General features: G+C 63.4%; 16 protein-coding genes. 3 read left to right on the top strand and 13 right to left on the bottom strand.

Annotated elements, in window-relative coordinates:
* Positions 1-126: 126 nt before the first annotated feature.
* From amoA to I6L33_RS14190, 5 genes are all read right to left on the bottom strand, one after another.
* Positions 127-876: an amonabactin biosynthesis protein AmoA gene (amoA, locus tag I6L33_RS14210; protein ID WP_210548925.1), complete on the bottom strand. Its 750-nt coding sequence runs from the start codon at positions 874-876 to the stop codon at positions 127-129.
* Positions 877-905: 29 nt separating this feature from the next.
* Positions 906-4,019 (bottom strand): amonabactin biosynthesis non-ribosomal peptide synthetase AmoF, encoded by a 3,114-nt coding sequence (amoF, locus tag I6L33_RS14205; RefSeq protein WP_216972742.1) that lies wholly within the window; start codon positions 4,017-4,019, stop codon positions 906-908.
* Positions 4,016-4,954 (bottom strand): amonabactin biosynthesis bifunctional protein AmoB, encoded by a 939-nt coding sequence (gene amoB / locus I6L33_RS14200; protein WP_216972741.1) that lies wholly within the window; start codon positions 4,952-4,954, stop codon positions 4,016-4,018. Before amoB ends, amoF begins: the two co-directional genes overlap by 4 nt.
* A 23-nt stretch (positions 4,955-4,977) precedes the next feature.
* Positions 4,978-6,645, bottom strand: a complete 1,668-nt coding sequence (locus I6L33_RS14195; protein ID WP_216972740.1) for a (2,3-dihydroxybenzoyl)adenylate synthase — start codon at positions 6,643-6,645, stop codon at positions 4,978-4,980.
* 76 nt (positions 6,646-6,721) lie between these two features.
* Positions 6,722-7,909, bottom strand: a complete 1,188-nt coding sequence (locus I6L33_RS14190; protein ID WP_065018065.1) for an isochorismate synthase MenF — start codon at positions 7,907-7,909, stop codon at positions 6,722-6,724.
* Positions 7,910-8,223: 314 nt separating this feature from the next.
* On the opposite strand from I6L33_RS14190, the gene I6L33_RS14185 reads away from it, so the two are divergent.
* Positions 8,224-8,775, top strand: coding sequence for a lipoprotein (locus I6L33_RS14185; RefSeq protein ID WP_206220210.1), 552 nt, complete (start codon positions 8,224-8,226; stop codon positions 8,773-8,775).
* A 145-nt stretch (positions 8,776-8,920) separates the two neighbouring features.
* Positions 8,921-10,921 carry a hypothetical protein gene (locus tag I6L33_RS14180; protein ID WP_216972739.1) on the top strand — a complete coding sequence of 667 codons (2,001 nt, stop codon included), beginning with the start codon at positions 8,921-8,923 and terminating at the stop codon, positions 10,919-10,921.
* A gap of 77 nt (positions 10,922-10,998) precedes the next feature.
* On the opposite strand, the gene glgC is transcribed toward I6L33_RS14180, so the two are convergent.
* Complete coding sequence (glgC, locus tag I6L33_RS14175) at positions 10,999-12,273, bottom strand: glucose-1-phosphate adenylyltransferase (protein ID WP_005301813.1); 1,275 nt, start codon at positions 12,271-12,273, stop codon at positions 10,999-11,001.
* A 188-nt stretch (positions 12,274-12,461) separates the two neighbouring features.
* On the opposite strand from glgC, the gene I6L33_RS14170 reads away from it, so the two are divergent.
* Entirely contained in the window at positions 12,462-14,102 is a 1,641-nt protein-coding gene (locus I6L33_RS14170; protein ID WP_215269178.1) for an EAL domain-containing protein, read from the top strand.
* Here I6L33_RS14170 and I6L33_RS14165 read toward each other — a convergent pair.
* The 7 genes from I6L33_RS14165 to htpG all read right to left on the bottom strand — a co-directional run bounded on the left by I6L33_RS14165 (position 14,065) and on the right by htpG (position 21,129).
* Positions 14,065-14,559 carry a hypothetical protein gene (locus I6L33_RS14165; RefSeq protein ID WP_216972738.1) on the bottom strand — a complete coding sequence of 165 codons (495 nt, stop codon included), beginning with the start codon at positions 14,557-14,559 and terminating at the stop codon, positions 14,065-14,067. The two genes, I6L33_RS14170 and I6L33_RS14165, sit on opposite strands and share 38 nt — an antisense overlap.
* Before the next feature lie 168 nt (positions 14,560-14,727).
* Positions 14,728-15,090 (bottom strand): DUF2750 domain-containing protein, encoded by a 363-nt coding sequence (locus tag I6L33_RS14160; RefSeq protein ID WP_005301823.1) that lies wholly within the window; start codon positions 15,088-15,090, stop codon positions 14,728-14,730.
* Between the two features lie 188 nt (positions 15,091-15,278).
* Entirely contained in the window at positions 15,279-16,583 is a 1,305-nt protein-coding gene (locus I6L33_RS14155; RefSeq protein WP_010633745.1) for an inosine/guanosine kinase, read from the bottom strand.
* A 179-nt stretch (positions 16,584-16,762) separates the two neighbouring features.
* Positions 16,763-17,155: an MAPEG family protein gene (locus I6L33_RS14150; protein WP_216972737.1), complete on the bottom strand. Its 393-nt coding sequence runs from the start codon at positions 17,153-17,155 to the stop codon at positions 16,763-16,765.
* A 72-nt stretch (positions 17,156-17,227) separates the two neighbouring features.
* On the bottom strand, positions 17,228-18,202 hold the full coding sequence (gene hemH, locus I6L33_RS14145) for a ferrochelatase (RefSeq protein WP_216972736.1): 975 nt from the start codon (positions 18,200-18,202) through the stop codon (positions 17,228-17,230).
* A 114-nt stretch (positions 18,203-18,316) separates the two neighbouring features.
* On the bottom strand, positions 18,317-18,961 hold the full coding sequence (adk, locus tag I6L33_RS14140; protein WP_005301834.1) for an adenylate kinase: 645 nt from the start codon (positions 18,959-18,961) through the stop codon (positions 18,317-18,319).
* Between the two features lie 254 nt (positions 18,962-19,215).
* Positions 19,216-21,129, bottom strand: a complete 1,914-nt coding sequence (gene htpG / locus I6L33_RS14135; RefSeq protein WP_010633742.1) for a molecular chaperone HtpG — start codon at positions 21,127-21,129, stop codon at positions 19,216-19,218.
* Positions 21,130-21,306 lie beyond the last annotated feature (177 nt).

Below are 21,306 nucleotides of genomic sequence, written 5' to 3'. Positions count from 1 at the left end.
AGACAGCCGGCGTGGCTCGATGGGAAGAAAAACCGTCCTGCCCCTTCTCATTCAGGGCGAGCTTCACGCTCTGACCGCCCAGCTGTTTCAACAGCAAAATCATATTGTTCATCTGTTTCTCAAGCCTCAGGCACTCAGGGTGGCGCCGCCGTCGACGACCAGATCCTGCAGCGTGATGTGGCTGGCCAGATCCGAGGCCAGGAAGAGGACGGTATGGGCGATCTCCGCCGGAGTGGCGACCTTGCGCAGGGGGATGCCGAGCTTGAACTGCTCCGGCAGCCCGGCAATGGTGCGGGCCATGGCCTCCTCGCTTGGCAGCATGCCGCGCAGCATGGGGGTATCCGTCGAGCCCGGCGACACCAGGTTGGCGCGCACGCCGAAGGGGGCCAGCTCCAGCCCCACCGTCTGGGTCAGGCTGGTGACGGCCGCCTTGGAGGCGCAATAGGCCGCCATCTGCATGCGCGGCACATGGGCGGCGTTGGAGCCGATGGTAACGATGGCGCCGCGCCGCTGCCCCTTGAAGTGGGGCACCAGAGCCCGCAGCAGATAGAAGACGCCGCTGGCGTTGACCATCATGCAGTCGTGCCAGTCGTCATCGCTAAGAGTCTCGGTGGGGCCGAGGCGCAGCACCCCGGCCCCGTTCACCAGCACATCGAGCCCGCCGTCCGCCAGCAGCGCTGCGCAGCAGGCGTTGACCGCCTTCGAGTCGCCAATATCGAGCAGCCGGGTGGCATAGGGGTAGTCGGCTTCGGGAAACGCCAGATCCAGCCCCACCACACAGGCGCCGGCCGCCACGAACTGCGTCGCCACCTCGCGGCCGATGCCGCGCCCGGCCCCGGTCACCCAGACCCGCTTGCCAGTGAAATCAAAGGCCATTTTTTGCTGATCCTTCGTCATCTTGCTCATCACCACACCATCTCCACGCTCTCTTCGTCCTCGGCAAGCAGGCCGTCGAGGAAACGGCAGAAGTCATCCAGCCGAGGGTGATCGAACACGTCGGAAACCTTGACCTGCACCCCGAACTCGGCGCCGAGCCGGTTGACGATCTGGATGGTCTGCAGGGACTGGCCCCCCAGTTCGAAGAAGTTGTCGGCGGGCGCCATGGTGGCGAGCCCCAGGATCTGCTGCCAGATGGCGCCGACCCGGTTCTCGGTCTCGCTGCCAAGGGTCAACGCTTCGCCGCCCGCCTGGTACTGGGCCAACAACCCCTTGCGATCCAGCTTGTTGGAGCCGGTGCGGGGCAGCTGGTCATAGTGGCGATAGTCGGTGGGGATCATGGCGGCAGGCAGCACCTTGGCCAGCTGCGCCTTGATGACCCGGCTGTCGCGCTCCGGCCCCGCCACGAAGGCCACCAGCCGGCGCACGCTGCCGATGCTCACCCCCTGCACGCAGGCCTCGTCCACCCCCGGCAGGGCCAGCAGCTGGGCCTCCACCTCGCCGGGCTGGATGCGATAGCCGCTTATCTTGAATTCGTTGTCGCGCCGGCCGAGGTAGACCAGCCGGCCGGCCACCAGGCGCACCCGATCGCCGGTGCGATAGACGGGCATCTGCTCCGCGCCAACCCGCAGGGTGCCGAAACCGCCCTGCGCACTCTGCACATTCGCGCTCTGCGCGCTGCCCACATAGCCGTTGGCCAGCTGCGGGCCGAGCAGCACCAACTCTCCTTCCTCGGCAGGTTGCTCCCCCGCTCCCAGGATAAGCGCCTGCATGCCGGGCAGCGGCAGGCCGATGGGCAACTGGGCCTGGCTCGGGTCTTCCTGTTGCAGCTCCTGGATGGTCACCACCACTGTGGTCTCGGTGGGGCCGTAGGTGTTGAACAGGCGCACATCGGAGCGGCCCTGGCGCTGCCACTGGGCCAGTTGCTCGGGGTAGACCGCCTCGCCGCCGATGATGACGGTGGTAAGCCCGGCAGGAATGTGGGCCTGACCCGCCGTCAGCGCCACCACCCACTCGTTCCAGAAGGCGGTGGGCAGGTCGAGGTGGGTGATCCCCATCTGCTCCACCCCGGTCGCAAAGGCGGGCATGGATTCGAGCAGGGCGTCGGTGCGCAGCACCAGGGTGGCACCGGCGCTCAGGGTGGCGAACACCTCCTCGATGCTGGCGTCGAAGTTGAAGGGGGCAAATTGCAGCATCCGCGCCTCTTCATCCAGGTGATAACGGCAGCGGGCAGCGGCAGCGAAGTGATCCAGCGCACCGTGGCTCACTGCCACCCCTTTGGGCAGGCCGGTCGAGCCCGAGGTGAACATCAGGTAGGCGACGGCGCGGCCGGCGGCCGGCTGGTTGAGCCGATCACCGCTCACCAGATCCCCCGCCAGCAGGGTGCGCCCCTCAAACAGCCTGGCCAGCTTGTGGCGATACTCGGCCTGGGTGATCAGGGTCTTGACCTCCCCCAGCCGCAGAATATGGCCCTGGCGCTCCAGCGGCTGCTCGGGATCGAGCGGCACGTAGACGGCGCCCGCCAGCAGTACCGCCAGCTGGGCGAAGATGGCCTGGGGGGTGCGGGCCAGCATGACCCCCACCTTGTCGCCGGGGCCGACGCCTGCGGCCTGCAGGGCAGCTGCCATCTGTTCGGATCTGGCCAGCAGCGCCTCGTAGCTGAAGCGGGCCTCTCCCTGCTCCAGCGCAACCTTGTCCGGGGTCTGGGCAGCGAAGTGGCAGAGCGCCTCCAGCACCGGCCGTACCTTGATCACTTCATGGGCGGAGCCGGCGATCAGGGCGCGGGCTCGCTGCTCGGCCAGCCAGTCGGCCTTGAGGGTTCCCTGGGTCTGGGCGGGCTCGGCCAGCCAGCGCCCCAGCAGGGCAAACAGGGTATCGGCGATGGCCGCCAGGTCTGCCTGACAGTAGCAGCCGGGGTTGGCGTCCAGATCCAGTCTGGGCTGGCCATCGACACCGACCTGCACCTCGATGGTGAGATCCTCCACCGGGCCGGCGCTGATGTTGAGAATATGGGCAGATAGCGGCCCGAAGCGGCGAGCGTGATCGAACGGCATGATGTTGACCAAGGGGCCGAACAGGCGTTTGTCGCCCCCCACCAGGCCAAGGTCGCGGCGCAGCAGCTCGTAGCGGTAGTGCTGGTGCTTGCGCACCCCGCGCTTGGCCTTGGCCACGGCGCTGGCGGCTCCCGCCAGATCCAGCGTCTCATCAAGCGCAAGAGCCAAGGGGGTGATATTCATCTGCATGCAGGGTACGGTCAGCGACGCCGAGCCGATGCGGTTCATCATCATCAGGCCGAGCAGGGTCTTATCCTGGCCGCTCGCAAGCGACAGCTGGGCAGAGAGGCCAGCCAGCAGCAGATCGGGCCAGCCCAGCTTGTGCTCGTCGGCAAAGCCGGTCAGGGATTGCCACAGCGCCGCCGGCAGCGGGCGGCTCTCGCGGATAAAGTCGGCGGCAATCGGCGCCCGTAACGAGCCAAAGGATGTCACCTCGGGCCAGCCTTGCAGCTGCTCCTGCCAGAAGGCGCGAGCGGCGGCGTTCTTGCCGCTTAGCTCGCGGCTCGCCTCTTCGGCCAGCACCTCAGCCAACGAGCCGAAGGGGGATGGAGAGTGCATCTCACCGGCCAGCCCCTCTGCATAGAGCTCGGCGATGCGCTGGAACAGCAAGGTGGTGCCAAAGCCGTCGAGGGCGATGTGGTGCACGCAGCTGTAGAGATAATCGCGGCCGGGGCCGCGCAGCAGGGCGAAACGGCAGGGCGCTTCTTGGGTCAGCTCGAACGGGCGGCGCAGATCGGCCCAGGCCCAGGCGCGGGCCAGCGTCTCGTCATCATGCTCGAGGGAGACCTCTTCATAGGCCAGGGGCAGCTCGGCCGGGACGAAGCAGACCGCCTCCTTATCGTCTTCGAAGTGGCCCTTGAGCGCCTCGCACTCCCCCACCGCCTTGGCAAGGGCCGCGACCAGCACGGCCGCCTCCACCTTGCCGTCGAAGGCGATGCACTCGGCGGTGTTGAACATCGCCTTGTCGTCATTGAGCAGATGACCGGACCAGAGCCCCTGCTGGGGGATGGTCAAGGGGAAGCGGTTCATGGGGCCACCTCCAGGGCCTGGGCTGCCAGCTTGGCCTCGATGAGGCGCCACCAGCCGTTGAGGGTCGGCAGCTTGGCGAGATCCACGAAGCCGAGCTCCACCCCGGCGGCGCGCCACTCGGTGAGCAGGGCCATGATCCGCACAGAATCCAGACCGTAGTCGATGAGGTTCTCGTCGGGGTCAAACTCCCCCTCGTCCTCATCGATATGGCTCAGCAGCCGCGCCTTGAGCCCCTCGTAGGTCAGTAATGGATTGGTCAGCAACGGATTGGCGGACAACGAATTGCTCTGGGCGACAGAAGCGGAGGCCGGGGCAAGGGCCAGCACCTCCTCGCAGCGGATCACCTTGCCGCAGCGGGTCGCCACGTAATCGAGCGCCATCTGGTGATCGGCCAGGGAGAAGTCCGCCACCCCGTCCGCCAGGAAGAAAGGCTGGATGTCGCGCATGAAGGCGTCGCAGGCGGTCATCATGCAGCCGATATGGCCGTAGATGCCGCCGATGATCAGCTGATCCCGCCCCAGCGCTTTGAGCATCTGCTCAAGCTCGGAGCGCTGGAAGGCGCTGTAGCGCCACTTGACCAGCACGGTGTCGTCACGCTCCGGGCGCAGTGCTGCCACCACCTGCTGCTGCTCGGGCCGTTTGTTGAGCCCCGGGCCCCACATGTCGTTGAGCAGGGCGCGATCTTCAGGGGATTGATCCTTGGGCTGGGCGGTGTAGAAGACCGGGATGCCGAGGGCCTTGCACTGCTTGCGCACGGCGGCCAGGTGCTCGGTGAGCGCCGCAATCAGCGGGCTGTTTTCGCCATAGAAGGCGGTGAAGTACTCCTGCATGTCGTGGATCAGCAGGGCGGCGCGCTTGGGATCCAGAGACCAGTCGACCTTGTTGGCCTTCCACTGGCTGGGCATGGCGTAATTGTTCAGGGTTGGGATAGCCATAACGTCATGATTCCTTTTTAGTTTTATGCTGTTGTCAGGGACTGGTTGGCGGCGATGAGGTGCGCAATGCGCGCCCGCAGCCCCTGCTTGTCAATCTTGCCCACTGCCGTCATGGGCAGGGCGTCCAAGGTTTCGAAACGGTCGGGCAGCTTGAAGTCCGCCACCCCGCGCTCGCGCAGAAACTTGCGCAAGGCCAGCGGCTTGAGCCCCGGCTCGGTGGTGACGATAAAGGCGCAGCTCTTCTCCCCCATGGCGCTGTCGGGCATGGAGACCAGGGCTGCATGGGTGATGGCCGGGTGGTGCAGCAGCTGGTTTTCCACCTCTTCCGCCGCGATCTTCTCGCCGCCACGGTTGATCTGATCCTTCTGCCGCCCGACCACGGTGAGGTAACCATCGGCATCCTGTACCACCAGATCGCCGGAGCAGTAGAAACCCTCGCTATCGAACACCCGGGCGTTGTGGGCCGGGCTCTGGTAGTAACCGCGGAAGGTATAGGGGCCACGGGTGTGCAGGGCGCCAGGCTCGCCGGGGGCGACCGGATTGCCCGCCTCATCGAGGATGCGCACCTCGTCGTCCGGGCTCATGGGGCGGCCCTGGGTGTGAATGACCTTCTCGTCGGGGTCATCCAGCCGGGTGTAGTTGACCAGCCCCTCCGCCATGCCGAACACCTGCTGCAGCCGGCAGCCGAGCAGCGGCCCTATCTTGCTGGCCACCGCCTCCCCCAGCTTGGCGCCCCCCACTTGCAGCAAGTCGAGACTCTCGAGCTGAGTGCGCGCAGTGGGATCCGCTTCCGCGGCCTGCAGCCAGAGCGAGACCGCCGGCGGCACCAGCGAGGTGAGGTTGACCCGGTGGCGGGCGATCAGCGGGAAACAGCTGATGGGGCTGGGATCCGGCGCCAGCACCACTGTGCCGCCCGCCTCGAACACCCCAAGGGCGCCCGGGGAGCTCAGGGGGAAGTTGTGGGGCGCCGGCAGGGCGCACAGATAACGGGTGTGGGAGCCTAGGCCGCAGATCTCATTGCTGCGGCGCACGCTGTAGTAATAGTCGTCATGGGTACGGGGAATGAGCTTGGGAGTGCCGGTGCTGCCGCCGGAGAGCTGGAAGAAGGCCACCTCGTTCGCCGGGGTCGGGACAAAGGAGACGGATGGGGAGCTCCCCTCATCCCCTTCGCCAAGCCAGCGGGTCAGCCCCAGCGCCTCTACGTCGCCATCCAGCAGCACCAGCTCGGCGCCGATGGCTGTCAGCAGCTCGCTCTCGCGTCCCTTGCTCGCAAACAGCGGATGGGCGAACGAACCGATAAAGAGGCGCGGTGTGATCTGCTCTGCATAAGAGAGGAGCTCCAGCCGGTTGTGGCTAAGGAGCGCGTTGACTGGCGCGATGCCGGCCTTGAGCAGGGCGAAGAACACCAGATAGAACTCGGCCACGTTGGGGAGCTGTACCAGCGCGGTATCCCCTACCCCCAAGCCGCGGCGGGCCAGATTTGCGGCCAGCCGGCTCGAGGCGGCGTCCAGCTCGCCATAACTGAAGCGGCGCTCGCCGCAGAGAATGGCCTCGGCGTCGGGGGCCAGCTCGCACTGGCGCGCCAGCATGGCGGTCAGCGGCTCGCCGCACCAATAGCCCTTGGCGCGGTAGTGCTGGGCCAATTCATCGGGCCAGCGGGTATAGGGCAGGAAGCGGTTGGTATCGCTCATTGCGCGACCTCCGGACTCAGGTCCAGGGCTTTCAGATTTGGCTGCCCACTCGGCCAGCCCAGATATTGAAGCTGCGTCATTGCGCTACCTCCAAATCCAGGCCCAGGGCCTTCAGCATGGTGCCCAGCTTGGTGCCGGTCTCGGCCCACTCCATCGCAGGATCCGAGCCCGCGACGATGCCGGCGCCGGCAAACAGCTCCACCTGATGGCCATCGAGCACGCCGCAGCGGATCACCACGGCCCACTCGCCATTGCCCTGGCTGTCACACCAGCCGACGATGCCGCTGAACAGGGCGCGCCGGAAGGGCTCCTGCTCGCGGATAAACTGGCGGGCGAGTTCGGTGGGATAGCCGCACAGGGCCGGGGTGGGATGCAGCTGGCAGGCCAAGGAGAGCACCGATGCCTCGCCACCGTGCAGTCGGCCGGCGATGGGGGTACCCAGATGCCAGAGGGTATCCGTGCTCATCAGGGAGGGGCTGGACGGGATCGCCAGCTCGCGGCAGTGGGGGGTCAGCACCCGGCGGATCTCGTCGATCACCAACTTGTGTTCATGCTGATCCTTGCGAGAAGCCAGCAGCTCCCGGGCCACCATTTCGTCTTGCGCCGGCTCGCTCGCCCGTCTGGCGGAGCCCGCCAGCGGATGGGTGAACACCTCTCCCCCGCTGACCCTCAGCAGCAGCTCCGGGCTGGCGCCAAGCAGGCGGCGCTCCTGGCCAAGCGGCAGGGAGAAGTGGAAGGCATGGGGATTCTGGGCCATCAGACGAGTTATCACCCGCTTCGGATCGGCGGGCTGATGCAGAGTGAGTGTCAGCTTGCGCGACAACACCACCTTGGATAGCCGGCCTTGTGCAAACGCATCCAGCGCCGCACTGACCGAGGCCTGGAATTCGCTGGCCGGCGGGGTGCTCTGCACCGAGATGACCCGGTTGGCCTCGACGGCCTGTTCGGCCGCTGTCACCGATGACGGCTCTGTCGGGGCCAGTTTATCGCCCCGCTTATAGCGGCTGGGCACATAGAGACAGGAGGCCTCCGCCGGGTCGAACGCGAAGGCACCGATCAGCAGCGGGTTGCTCTGGCCGGCGGCGCTGGCCGCGGCCAGCGCGTCGGCAATCTGTTGTTCCAGCAAGGGCCATTCACAGGCGGGGGTGGTGATAGGCTGGCCCAGGTCAGTAGCACTGATCGTGCCCTGCCCCGAGGTAAACAAGAAATCGGGCGGTGACGCAGCCTGGGCAGGCGCGCTATTTTCCATCACAAGAGTATCCACGTTACACCCTCAAATATGATTCAAAATGATAATGATTATCAATTTGTATTTGTGCGGCGGTAAAATACTCGCTTTGAAATCCCCCGGTCAATGGGATTTTTGTGCCGATAAAACTGGAACTTATCTGTGGATATTGCCCGTCGTGGCCCACCGTGCAGGGCCTACCCCTCTTGCCCGTATGAGCACCGCTGCCAACACCCCATATGAGGCTGCGACAAAAACCGCGGTCTCACCGCCCGCGCTGGCAGCGAGCGCCATTTCCCCCTAAGATGGCGCCATCTTCATGACCATTGTTTCAACCCACGGGATCCTCGATGTTAAAGCACCTGCTTCTGCTCCCCCTCAGCCTGCTGCTGGCGGCCTGTTCACTCACCCAGTACAACGTCAGCGAAGGGGAGATCAACCAGTACCTCAAAGAGAGGGTCGCCTTCGAAAAACAGCTGGGGATCCCCGGCATCATGTCGAGCAAGATCCGCCTCGATGAGATGCAGAGCCGCATCGGTCGCCGCCAGGCTGACCGGGTCGAGCTGGATGCCGCCGGCAACCTGCAGGTGATGAGCCCGCTCGGCAGCCAGCAGATGAAGATCCGCTTCTCCCTGAGCGCCCGCCCCGACTACGTGGCCGAGCAGGGGGCCATCTATCTGCGCGATCTCGAGCTGCTCTCGGTCAAGACAGAGCCGGCCGACGTGGGTACCGCTCTCACCCCGCTGCTGCCCACCTTCAACCAGTCCCTCTCCCTGTTCCTCTCCCAGACCCCCGTCTATCGGCTCGACGGCAGCCGCCAGAACGAGGCGCGGATCAAGGAGAAGGTCGAAGCACTCAAGGTAGAGCCGGGTCGACTGGTGATCCCCTTCAAGCTGCTCTGACCCCCAACCGCGCCCCTCTTCTCTTCAACTCCAGGGGCGCGGTTTTTTCTTCTCAAGCTCCCCCCTTTGCCTCATAATGCACACCATTCTCATTTAGATTCATGAGAAGCGTCATAATAAAATCAAACATATGGTGAGAAGGGACATGAGAAAAACCGTACTGGTCCAGGCGATCGCCTGCGCCCTCCTGAGCGGCGCCGCACACGCCGCCGTCAAGGTAGAAGACAAGACATTCAACACCGCCGCCAACATGCTGGCCTACACCGAATTCGAGCTCTCCGGCGAGCCGCTGGCCGAAGCCCTCGGTCTGGATCTGGATGTGCTGGACGCCAACCGCGCCGACGAGCCGACCCCGTTCGACTTCGCCGCCGGCATCGAATCCTACGAATACTCCGAAGAGGCGATGTACGCCCTCAACTATCAATCCGGCATGGGCCCGCACCTGGTGAACGGGCCGCAAAACCTGGCTCGTGGCGGCACCATGGCCACCCTCGGCCAGCGGGTACTGGCCATGGCCGATGCGGTCGGCTTCCCGGCCGATGAAGTGCCGCAAGGCATGTATCCCCTCTCCCTGCCCTACGCCTCTGCCAACCCGGAGTTCGCGCAAGCCGTCAACGCCACCCCGGTCAACGGCGACCAGATCACCATCAAGACCGCCAAGGGCAACGAGAAGAGCGTCAAGACCCAGGTGCCGGCCTACTTCCGCGACTACGCCACCCTGCGCTGGAGCGGCAGTGACAACCTGCTGGTACCGGCAGCCGTGGGCGGCATCCTGCTCAAGGAAGTGATGTGGTCCCAGGATTTCCTCGGCGGCATGCACGTGGCCGAGACAGATGAAGAGGTGGAAGCCGCGTCCGCCACCATGGATCAGGACGGCAAGCATAAGCTGGGCGTCTCCGCCGCCGACGGCTTCAACGGCATGATGCTGACCGAGCAGTCCATCGACAAGCTGGCCATCCTGCAGGGTCAGCTCGGCTTTGACGGCAAGCAGCTGGGCGCCAAGATCACTCCGCAGTACGATCCGGCCAAGGGCATCGTCTACTTCCCCCATCAGGTGAAAGTGACCGAGACGGCCAAGAACGAGGTCGGCGCCATCGGCAAGCTCGAGGTGGTTGATGGCTCCGCTCAGCTGCGCGACACCTGGATGATGCTGTGGCCGCTCTCCGAGTTCTACGCCTTCAGCGATCAGCGCAGCGCCAACACCAACCAGAACCCGGCCTTCCACGCCGTGTTCGACGGTGCCCCGTTCGCCGCCGCACCGGCTGCCAACAAGGGCAGCGATGCCGCCAAGCTGGTAGCGGGTGACGATGCCTTCTCCCTGGCGCTGAACCTCTCCGGCATGGTGTTCAAGAACCTCAATGCCCTCCACTTCGAGCCCAAGGCCGGCACCCTGGTCGACAGCTGGCAGGCCGGCAAACAGGCCAAGCACGTCACCACCTTTGACGCCGCCTACAGCCTGGTCGCCCTGCAGATCTTCCAGCGCGCCCAGGATGCGCTGCCGGTGGGCTACGCCGCCGGTGACAATGGCGAGCTGAACCTGAAAACCGCCCAGGGCCAGCAGGCGCTGGTGCTCATTCGCCAGCAGGCCGACTTCATCCTGGCCAATCTCAAGGGCAAAAATGGGCTGGTGCACGATGGGATCACCCTGGGTGGCAAGCTCGATGCCGGCCAGTCCATCGACGCACAATTTGCCGCCATCCGCGGCCTGACCGCCGCCTTCCTGGCCACCTCGGATGCCAAGTACCGCACCGCGGCGCGCGAGCTGTTCATCGCCGCCGACAAGGCCTACTTCAACCAGAAGGCCGGTACCTGGCTCGCAGGCAAACAGGGTGAATATACCCCCTGGACCCAGGCCGCCATCTCCGGCGCCCTGCGCTCCGCCATGCTGAACCTGCGCAACGAAGGCAGCGAGAAGGCCCCGGCGCTCGAGCTGGCCCAGCTGACCCAGCGCTACGTAAGCTGGTTCCGCGGCACCGTCAACGGTGGCATGCAGATGGCCGAGTGGATCGGCGACTCCGGCGAGAACGTCATCGAAGGGGCCGGTGGTGACACCGACGAAGATGGCGTCCCGCAAGTCACCGCCGCCGGTGGCAAGCACGGCACCGCCATGGTGATGGCCGCCAAGGCGCTGATCACCGAGCAATGATCAGCCACTGGTTGAATAGAGAAAGGGAGCCTTATCGGCTCCCTTTTTAGTTGTGGCGTCTGGCGTTGGCAGCGACATCACCCCAGCTTGGCCAGCATCTCCTTGGTCACCAGCACGATACCCTGCTCGGAGCGATAGAAGCGGCGGCTATCCTCGTCCGCGTTCTCCCCCACCACCAGGCCATCGGGCAGCTTGCAGCCCTTGTCCACCACCACTCGCCGCAAGCGGCAGCCGGAGCCTATCTCGACCCCGGGGAAGATCACCGCCTGATCTAGGGTGCAGAAGGAGTGCACCCGCACATGGGTGAACAGCACGGAGTTGAGCACGAAGGAGCCGCTGACAATCGACCCCCCCGCAAACATGGAGTTGATGGTCATGCCGTGCTGGCCGTTGCGGTCCTGCACGAACTTGGCTGGCGGCGTCATGGTCTGGCTGGTCCAGATGGGCCAGTTTTCGTCATAGATGTCCAGCTCGGGCACCACGGAGGCGAGATCCATGTTGGCCTCCCAGAATGAATCCAGGGTACCCACGTCCCGCCAGTAGGGTTTCAGCCCCTCCTTGGCCCCCACGCAGGACATGGTGAACGGGTGGGCAAACGCTTTGCCCTCCCCCACGATGCGCGGGATCACGTCCATGCCGAAGTCATGCTTGGACTCCTGGTTGTGGATGTCCTCCTCCAGCAGCTGATAGAGGTACTCCGCCTCGAAGATGTAGATGCCCATGGAGGCCAGGGAGACGTGCTCGTTACCCGGCATGGCGGGCGGATTGGCCGGCTTCTCAACGAAGGCGCGGATCTTGCGCTGCTCGTCGATGTCCATCACCCCGAAGGCGGAGGCCTCCGCGCGCGGCACCTCGATGCAGGCCACCGTCACCTTGGCGCCGAGGCGCACGTGATCGAGCAGCATGGCGGCATAGTCCATCTTGTAGATGTGATCCCCCGCCAGCACCACTATGTATTTGGGGCCGTAGTCACGGATGATGTCGACGTTCTGGTAGATGGCATCGGCGGTGCCGCGATACCAGTGCACCTCGTCCACCCGCTGCTGGGCAGGCAGCAGGTCGATGAACTCGTTCATCTGGTAGCGCAGGAAAGACCAGCCCGATTGCAGGTGACGCAGCAGGCTGTGGGACTTGTACTGGGTCACCACCCCCACCCGGCGAATGCCTGAGTTGATGCAGTTGGAGAGCACGAAATCGATGATGCGGAACTTGCCGCCAAAATGGACGGCAGGCTTGGCGCGGTTGTCGGTCAACTGCTTCAGGCGACTGCCCCGTCCCCCCGCGAGCACCAAGGCCATACTCTGGTTCAATAGTTGCCGTGCTTTGGCAGTATTTACGGGTTCTAACAACATAATTACCTCTGCCTTGTTTTGATCCATTCTCGATTCATCTTCGCCTGTTTCCGGCGTCATGAAAGTGGTTTCACTCACATTTAACTGATTTCAATTGGCCCTTTTCCAGGAGTTGAGCGGGATCGCATGCTTTGCGATGCGAGCTTGGTTAGAATTTCAGCATCAACGACATCATCAAGGATGACACCATGTTGAACAAGCTCGGGAGCAACCAGCTGATGGTGATGGCTCTCATCTGTGCTCCCCTGCTGATGCTGCAGGGGCTCTGGCTCGCCTTCGCGAGCACGCCGCTCACCCTGCTGCTCATCCTCGCCACCAGCCTGCTCGGCTTTGGCCTGCTGATCCGGCTGGTGATGGGGCTGCAACAGGCAGATCGGGAGAGACAGGAGCAGGTGTGGTGCCGGGCGCTGCAACTGCGCGACCCCACCTGCCTGGAGACCCCGACAGCCCAGGCGGCCCTGCAGCAGCTGCTCGCCCACTTCAACGAAGCCGAGCTCGATGCCCACCGCCAGATAAATGAACTGCACAATCAGGCGACCCAGGACGAGCTGACCCAGCTGCAAAACCGCCACGCCTTTCGGCGCGACATGACCGAGCTGTTGCAGCGGGATCAGGATACCCAGACCGCCACCCTGGTGCTGGTCCGCGCCACCGAGCTTGGCAAGCTCAACGCACAGCGCGGCTTTCAGTCGGGGGATGCCTACATCAAAGATATTGCCAATCTCATCAACAAGGTGGTGAGCCGCTTTCCCGGCCATCAGGTCTACCGCATCTCGGGGGCCGACTTCGCGGTGCTGGTACGGCCGGAGGCCAACATACCGCCCCCCCTGCTCGGGCGGGATCTGAAGATCGCCTTCGACCACTATCAACAGCAGCACGAGCTGGAGAGCGCCGCCTACTCCGGGCTGACCCGGCTCAGCAGCGGCCAGAAGATAGAGGCCATTCTGGCCCGGGCGGATCTGGCGCTGGCCCGTGCCCAGACCGAGACGGTCAATGGCTGGGCCATCCAGCAGGATGACAACGTGGTGGAGCTGCAGGGGCAGCATCACTGGAAGCTGGTGCTGACCGAGCTGCTGGAGCAGGAGCGGATCGACTTTACCTATCAGCCGATCCAGCCCATGCACCGCAGCATGCTGGCCTACAACGAGATCTACACCCGTTTCAGCGGTGCCGACGGTACCGTGCTGCCCACCGACACCCTGTTTGCCATGGCCCAGCGGCTGGACATGGTGATGCGGCTGGAACAGATGCTGGTGATCCACGTCATGCGCCAGTACCGGGCCTTTGGCTCGAATCAGAGTCGCTGGGGCATCAACCTCTCCAGCAATCTGCTGCAAAACAGCGCCTTTCTGATCTGGCTGGACCGACAGCTGCTCAACGATCCCAACACCAGCGCCAACCTGGTGTTTGAGCTGGATGAGGAGCACCTGGAGCGCAACCTGACCGGGGCCAAGCGGGTGTTCGAGCTGCTCAGACGCAACGGCAGCCGCTCCGCCATCTGCAACTTCGGCAAGGGGATCGGCTCGTTCAATCTGTTTCGCGAGCTCAAGCCCGACTACATCAAGCTGGATCCCGCCCTCATCACCGGGCTGGAGCAGGATCTCACCAATCAGCAGTTCGTGCGGATGATCGTCGACGTGTCACACCGGATGGGGTGCCAGGTGATTGCGGAAGGGGTCGAGCAACTGGGCCAGAAGCAGTTGCTGCAAGGCATGTATGTGGACGGGTTGCAGGGCTATCTCATCGCCAGGCCCCAGCCGCTTCGGCCGGACATCAGCCAGCTCGGGCTCTTTACTGAGGATGCTTCAACTTCAACAGAGTCAGAATGATGTCGTTGAGCTGGCGATAGCGCTCCAGCGCCTTCTGATCGTAGCGGGTCGCCAGGGCGGTGGGATTGTGGCGATTCTTGAGGTAACGGTTGATCTGCAGCCGGTTGAAGCCCGCCACCTGATAGACCTGCCCCAGCAGGGCATTGAGCTCCTCGTGTTCAAGACCGGCCTTGGCGAGGTAATCCTCCTGGGCCGGGCTCTCCAGCTGGCAGCTCTGCTTGGCGATGCGGCCGGTCTCCTGCAGATAGCTGAGCCACTGCTCCAGATAGAGCGGCTTGCAACCCGCCAGCAGATTGAAGAAGCCCACCGCATCGCAGCGGCAGTCGGTCAGCAGCAGTACCGCCAGTCGATCGTCATCACAGTGAAAGGTGACGGGGCCGCTCTGTCCCCAGTCCAGCGCCTGGACCCGGATCTCGGCCCGCTCCCCCGCAGCGCCGGTGACGTCGAATACAAACATGGCTCCTCCCGCTCGGCAAAAGGTTGATGATGGACCATCCCTTTGGCGGGTGCAAAGGCAAATCGCCTTTTCATTCAGTATTCTGCAAGCCGGCCATAAAAAAACCGACATCCTCGCGGATATCGGTTCTCGTCACGCGGGCCAAGGCCCGGTTCAATGCAGCCTGGTTCAGGCGTCCAGTTCTACCAGCGCCTTGGCCAGCTCGATGGGTTCGAGCTCCTGCCCTTCCAGATCGGCGTTCCAGTTCGGGCCGACCAGCACGTCGTCTTCGTCCAGATCGTTGATCCAGATGTCGAGGAACTCTTCCAGCTCGATCACTTCCGGCTCGTAGTCGGCCCACTCGTCCACGCAGTGCAGACGGGCGTCCTCTTCGGCGGACCAGAGCGGCATCACGTCCGCATCTTCGAACTCGGCAGAGCGGCAGACCACCCAGTCTTCACCGTAGCGCAGACCCCACACCTGACCCGACTCGCGGACTTCTTCGATGAACAGTTGGAAATTGGCGTCAAGATTGTCAGTTAACTTACTCATGGGGCTCTCTCTTTAATCGGGTGCTGCGGCCACGGCAGTGCCGAGTGGCAATGCGGTGGCCAAATGGTGTCGCAAAAGCGACATGGACTCAAGCATCTTGGGGGTTATCACACAAAAAACTGCCCGATGGCGGGTTTTACCTGACAAAACGCCTCCCGAAGGAGGCGTTTTCAGCGCAGAGGACGGGATCAACGCTCCCAGTACACCTCTTCCAGGCTGTCTTCCTTCTCCGGCAGACCGCGCGACAGGCGCGGGCTGCTCTGGGCCAGCACCTCGTAGCTCACCCGGTTGGCGTACTTGCACACCTGGGAGAGGGAGGAGTAGGTGAGGAACTCGGCCACGTGCTTGGCGGAGTTGGGCACGGCACTGCGGTGATAGGCGTTGGCCACCATGTCGTGCAGCACGGCGGAGAGCGCCCCGTCCCCTGCCCCGTTGGTGTTCTTGATCTTCTCCGGCCCGCCCATGTAGGGGGAGATGTGGGAGTAGATGCGCTTGGGCACGCGGCAGCCGCTGCGGGTCATCGGGCGGCTGAACTCGTACATGTTGAACTCGGGGATGACGCCGGGCAGCAGCGGCAGGGTGGTTTCACGCTTGAAGTCATCTTCGGTGTAGGCAGCCATGTAGAGCCCCACCGGACCTGCGGTGCAAAGCACCATGTCGGCCCAGTCCAGCGCCTTGTCGGCGGCGGCCAGGGGATCGGAGAAGCCGGTCAGGGCCTCGCCCTCTTCCTCGTTCATGGCCAGCACGGTGACGTTCTCGCTGATGAAATCGCGCCACCACTGGGGGTCGGACTCGATGACGAAGCGGGTGCCCAGGGTCAGCACCACTGGCACGCCGGCCTCGCGGGCATAGCGCACCGCGGCCATTGCAGCTTCCTTCATCGGAGTGCCATCTTCACCGCGCACCAGGTAGGCGGTGATGACCAGGGCGGAGGACTCCTTGATGATCTCCTCGGGGATGTGGGCTACATCCAGATGGTCCATCTTGCCGGCGTTGATGCCAAAGCTGCGTTCGCCTCCTTCGGTGATGAAGGTGAAGCAGCGGCCGACCGGGCCGTCTACCGGTTGCAGGTAGTCGAGGTTGACCCGCGACGAGGTGTTGCACAGATAGCGGTAGGCGTAGCTGCCGATGCGGATGTCCTGGCTCATGACGCCGAGCAGGATGGAGTGGGAGTCCGCCAGTACCGAGTAGTTGTGCATGGTGTTGCCGATGGTGCCACCGGCAAATTCGCTCACCACCATGTTGTTGCTCTTGAGCTCGTCGTAGATCTGCTCCGCCACCTCGTCGGAGATGAGCATGGAGTGGCCGCGGCTCAGGCCGTAACGCTCGAGAAACGCCAGGTCAACGTGCGCTTCGATGTCGACCAGCGTCTGGTCAATCCCGACCACATAGGCCTTGCCCCGCTCCGAGAGCTCCGCACTCTGGGAGATGAGGGGATCACGACGATCCACTGGAAAGTAGTGTTTGGACTTGCGCTGACCGGGAAATTTCATGGCAATGTTCTTGTGCTCTGGGGGAAAGAGGGGCGGGATTTTAACACAATCCGCCGCGCCGAAAAGTCGCCTGATTAAAATATGAAGTCAGTATAGACAAGGGTTGCAGAGGAAAACGTTTACCAAAACCCATCAAAAAAACCACCTAGCGAGGAGGTGGTTTTGGGGGCGGACAAGACTCAGCTGACGGCGAGCCCGCTGGCCAGTGCCAGCACCGAGAAGAGCCCGAGCGAGAGCCAGAAGAAGAGGGTGCCGAAGAGGCGCGGCATATTCGGCGCCTTGGGGATCTGGATGCCGATGGCGTGCAGGATGCGCCCCACCAGCAACAGCACGCCGCCAAGGTGCAGCCAGAAGGCACCGACTCCCGCCAGCTCGCACAGCGCCATCAGCAGCAGGGTGAGCGGCACGTACTCGGCGAAGTTGCCGTGGGCCCGGATGGCGGCGCGCATCTCCGGCGCCTCCCCTTCCCCAATCATCACCTTGAACTGGGCGCGGCGCTTGACCACCCAGAAGGAGAGCAGCAGAAACAGCAGCCCCAAGAGGCCGGCGTAAATCAGGGTGATATGCATCATGGTGAAACTCCTTCTCCTTGGACAATCAACGATCAGGGTCCCGCACCGATAAGTGGTGCGGGCAATGCCCCGTCAGGCCAGCTCGCGGCAGATCAGCGACACCATCATGCGGATGTGGGCCTGATCGCTGTTGAGGGCCGGAATGTATTCAAACTGCTCGCCCCCGGCGGCCATGAAGATCTCCCGGTTCTGCACCTGGATCTCCTCCAGGGTCTCGAGGCAGTCGGCGGCAAAGGCGGGGCAGATCACATCGAGCCGCTTGATCCCGGTTGCCGGCAGGCCGCCGATGGTCACGTCGGTGTAGGGCTTGAGCCACTCCTCTTTGCCAAAACGGGACTGGAAGCTGGCGGTCCACTGGCTGGCCTCCAGCCCGAGCGCCTCGGCCAGCAGGGCTGCGGTGCGCCGGCACTGCTGACCATAGGGATCCCCTTCCCGCTCATAGCGCTCGGGAATGCCGTGGAACGACATCAGCAGGTGCTCGCCCTGGCCGTGCTGCTCCCAGTGGCGGCGCACGCTCATGGCCAGCGCCTGGATATATTCGGGGTGAGCATGGTAATCACGAATGAGCCGCACCACCGGCAGGTTGCGCTCTTTTTTCATCGCCCGGCTCCAGCCATCGAACACCGAGGCGGTGGTGCTGACCGAATACTGGGGATAGAGCGGCAACAGGATCACCCGGTTGACCCCCTTGGCCTTGAGCGCCTGCCAGCCCTCCTCCAGCGAGGGGGAGCCGTAGGTCATGGCCAGCTCCACCGGCACCTCGACCCCTTCGCGCCTGAGCTCCTGCTCCAGCGCCGCGCGCTGCTGCTTGCTTATCACCATCAGCGGCGAGCCCTGCTCGGTCCACACCTGCTGATAGAGCTTGGCCACCTTGGGGGAGCGGGTCGGCAGGATGATGAAGTGGAGCAGCGGGCACCAGAGGTAGCGCGGCAGGTCGACAACCCGCTGATCGTGCAGAAACTGGCTGAGAAACGCCTTGACGGCGGCCGTGGTGGGCGCGGCTGGGGTACCCAGATTGACCAGCAAGATCCCGGTTTTCGTGGTCACGTTTGCTTCCTGTCTTTCTGTTGTTATGTCTTATATGCAAGAAAGGGCCCTGTCGGGCCCTTGTCTCAATGGCACATTGCCGCTGGCCCCTGGGGGACGATGGCAATGGCGGGCTTAGCCCAGGATGGTCGCCAGCTGCTTGCTGACCAGTTCCACCGGCTGGGTGCCATCAATCTTGACGTAACGGGTGTTGCCCGCTTCCGCTTCCTTGCCGTAGAAGCCGATGAGCGGTGCGGTCTGCTGATGGTACACATCCAGACGCTTGCGCACTGTGGTCTCTTCGTCGTCGGCACGGATCACCAGATCTTCACCGGTCACGTCGTCCTTGCCTTCCACTTTCGGCGGGTTGAACACCACGTGGTAGGTACGGCCGGAGCCGGAGTGAACGCGACGACCGCTCATGCGCTTGACGATCTCTTCGTCCGGCACGTCGAATTCCAGTACGAAATCCACGGCAACACCGGCGTCCTTCATGGCTTGCGCCTGGGGAATGGTGCGCGGGAAACCGTCCAGCAGGAAGCCGTTGGCGCAATCCGGTTGGGCAATACGCTCTTTGACCAGGCCGATGATGATGTCGTCAGAGACGAGCTGACCTGCGTCCATCACGGCTTTGGCCTTGAGGCCCAGCTCGGTGCCCGCCTTGATCGCGGCACGCAGCATGTCGCCGGTGGAGATCTGCGGAATACCGTGTTTTTCCATGATGAACTGAGCCTGAGTACCCTTGCCGGCACCCGGAGCCCCCAACAGAACAATGCGCATACACGCTCCTATTGATTGGTTATTCAATTCTTGAGAAGGCAAAAAACTACACGGTTTCGCTCATTTCCACAAGCTTGGCCCGTGTGAGTGACTTATTTTTCACCATTTTCCCGTCACGGCAATACGACCATTGGCGCAGATCCGTTTACGAAAAATGAGTGAAAATGCAGCAGCACTGCACGCAACTGGCGCCCGCCCCAAACGGGGCAGGCGCCAGAAAAGAAAGAGCCCACTGCACGCAGTGGGCCCAAACATCATGCCTGGAGTAACAGACGGTTGATACGGGAGACGAAGCTCGCCGGATCATTGAGCCCGCCCTGCTCGGCCAGCTGGGCCTGTTCGTGCAGCAGGGTGACCCACTCGCCGAACAGCGCCTCGTCCTGGATGGTATCGAGCTTCTTCACCAGGGCGTGGTCGGGGTTCAGTTCCAGAATGTACTTCTGCTCCGGCACCGGCTGACCGGCGGCGCGCATCAGCTTGATCATCTGGGTGCTCATGCCGTGGGCATCGGTGACGATGCAGGACGGCGAGTCGGTCAGACGGTGGGTGACGCGCACCTCTTTCACCGCCTCGCCCAGGCTCTGCTTGACTCGCTCCACCAGACCGGCGTTGGCCTTCTCGGCCTCTTCCTGTGCCTGTTTGGAGGCTTCGTCTTCCAGATCGCCGAGATCCAGCTCGCCACGGGTGACGGAGACCAGCTGCTTGCCGTCGAACTCGGTCAGGTGGCTCATCAGCCACTCGTCGACCCGCTCCCACATCAGCAGCACTTCGACGCCCTTCTTGCGGAAGATCTCGAGGTGCGGGCTGTTTTTGGCGGCAGCGTAGGAGTCGGCGGTGATGTAGTAAATCTTCTGCTGGCCTTCCTTCATGCGGCCAACGTAATCCTCCAGCGACACGGTCTGGGCTTCGCCCTCGCCGGCGGTGCTGGCAAAGCGCAACAGCTTGGCGATCTCTTCGCGGTTGGCGTAATCCTCGGCCGGGCCTTCTTTCAGCACATTGCCGAACTCGCTCCAGAACTTGGCGTACTTCTCGGCGTCATCCTTGGCCAGCTTGGCCAGCATGGTCAGCACGCGCTTGGAGCAGGCCTTGCGCAGGGAGACGGTCACCTTGTTGTCTTGCAGGATCTCGCGGCTGACGTTGAGCGGCAGATCGTTGGAGTCCAGCACCCCTTTGACGAAGCGCAGGTAGGTCGGCATGAACTGCTCGGCGTCATCCATGATGAAGACGCGCTGCACGTAGAGCTTCAGGCCGTGCTTCTGCTCGCGGTTGTAGAGGTCAAACGGTGCGCGGGCCGGCACGTAGAGCAGGCTGGTGTACTCCTGCGCCCCTTCCACCCGGTTGTGACCCCACAAGAGCGGATCTTCGAAGTCGTGGGCGACGTGCTTGTAGAACTCCTGATACTCCTCGTCCTTGATGTCCTTCGGGTTGCGGGTCCACAGCGCAGTGGCGCGGTTGACCTGCTCCCACTCGCCCGGGGTGCCGACGATGGTTTCACCGTCTTCTTCCCGATCCGGGGTACCCTCTTTGAACATCTCCACCGGCACGCTGATGTGGTCGGAATATTTGCTGACCACGGAGCGCAGGCGCCAGTCGTCGAGGAACTCGTCCTCTTCGGCACGCAGGTGCAGGATGACGTCGGTACCGCGACCCTCTTTGGTCACGTCGGCCACGGTGAAGGAGCCTTCCCCTTCCGACTCCCACTGCACGCCCTGGCCCGGTTCGGTACCGGCGGCGCGGGAGACCACTGTCACCTTGTCGGCAACGATGAAGGCGGAGTAGAAGCCCACCCCGAACTGACCGATCAGCTGGGAGTCGCGGCCCTGATCACCGGAGAGGTTCTTGAAGAACTCGGCGGTACCGGATTTCGCGATGGTGCCCAGGTGCTCGATCACCTGATCCCGGGTCATACCGATCCCGTTATCGGAGATGGTCAGGGTCCGTTTTTCTTTATCAACCACCAGGCGAACGCGCAACTGGCCGTCGTTTTCGAACAAAGAGGCATCGGAAAGCGCCTTGAAGCGCAGCTTGTCCGCCGCATCGGAGGCGTTGGAAATAAGCTCGCGCAGGAATACTTCTTTGTTGGAATAGAGGCTGTGGGCCATCAGGCTCAGCAGTTGTTTGACTTCAGTCTGAAACCCGTGGGTTTCGGCATGAACGCTTTGGGTCATCGACACTATCCTCAGGCGATTCGGGTTGAACATATTCCCGATCCAAGATGGGGCCGGCGATCGCCATTTCAAGGGGACAAATGCAACGAGCTGTGCGAGTGGCGATTTTTGCGCCAATCGAGGCTGGGGCCCCATCCTGCGCAAACAAAAAACCCACCGAGGCGGGTTCTGGTATTG

Origin of the sequence: Aeromonas sp. FDAARGOS 1403 (assembly GCF_019047325.1) — a bacterium.
In the GTDB taxonomy this organism is placed as follows: domain Bacteria; phylum Pseudomonadota; class Gammaproteobacteria; order Enterobacterales; family Aeromonadaceae; genus Aeromonas; species Aeromonas dhakensis.
The sequence above is the reverse complement of the archived record's forward strand: the minus strand, read 5'-3'. Positions and strand labels throughout refer to the sequence as shown.

Excerpts from the sequence above, each read along its gene's own strand:
- amoA (WP_210548925.1), bottom strand. The coding sequence starts at position 876 with ATGGCCTTTGATTTCACTGGCAAGCGGGTCTGGGTGACCGGGGCCGGG.
- amoF (WP_216972742.1), bottom strand. The coding sequence starts at position 4,019 with ATGAACCGCTTCCCCTTGACCATCCCCCAGCAGGGGCTCTGGTCCGGT.
- amoB (WP_216972741.1), bottom strand. The coding sequence starts at position 4,954 with ATGGCTATCCCAACCCTGAACAATTACGCCATGCCCAGCCAGTGGAAG.
- I6L33_RS14195 (WP_216972740.1), bottom strand. The coding sequence starts at position 6,645 with ATGAGCGATACCAACCGCTTCCTGCCCTATACCCGCTGGCCCGATGAA.
- I6L33_RS14185 (WP_206220210.1), top strand. The coding sequence starts at position 8,224 with ATGTTAAAGCACCTGCTTCTGCTCCCCCTCAGCCTGCTGCTGGCGGCC.
- I6L33_RS14180 (WP_216972739.1), top strand. The coding sequence starts at position 8,921 with ATGAGAAAAACCGTACTGGTCCAGGCGATCGCCTGCGCCCTCCTGAGC.
- glgC (WP_005301813.1), bottom strand. The coding sequence starts at position 12,273 with ATGTTGTTAGAACCCGTAAATACTGCCAAAGCACGGCAACTATTGAAC.
- I6L33_RS14170 (WP_215269178.1), top strand. The coding sequence starts at position 12,462 with ATGTTGAACAAGCTCGGGAGCAACCAGCTGATGGTGATGGCTCTCATC.
- I6L33_RS14165 (WP_216972738.1), bottom strand. The coding sequence starts at position 14,559 with ATGTTTGTATTCGACGTCACCGGCGCTGCGGGGGAGCGGGCCGAGATC.
- I6L33_RS14160 (WP_005301823.1), bottom strand. The coding sequence starts at position 15,090 with ATGAGTAAGTTAACTGACAATCTTGACGCCAATTTCCAACTGTTCATC.
- I6L33_RS14155 (WP_010633745.1), bottom strand. The coding sequence starts at position 16,583 with ATGAAATTTCCCGGTCAGCGCAAGTCCAAACACTACTTTCCAGTGGAT.
- I6L33_RS14150 (WP_216972737.1), bottom strand. The coding sequence starts at position 17,155 with ATGATGCATATCACCCTGATTTACGCCGGCCTCTTGGGGCTGCTGTTT.
- adk (WP_005301834.1), bottom strand. The coding sequence starts at position 18,961 with ATGCGCATTGTTCTGTTGGGGGCTCCGGGTGCCGGCAAGGGTACTCAG.
- htpG (WP_010633742.1), bottom strand. The coding sequence starts at position 21,129 with ATGACCCAAAGCGTTCATGCCGAAACCCACGGGTTTCAGACTGAAGTC.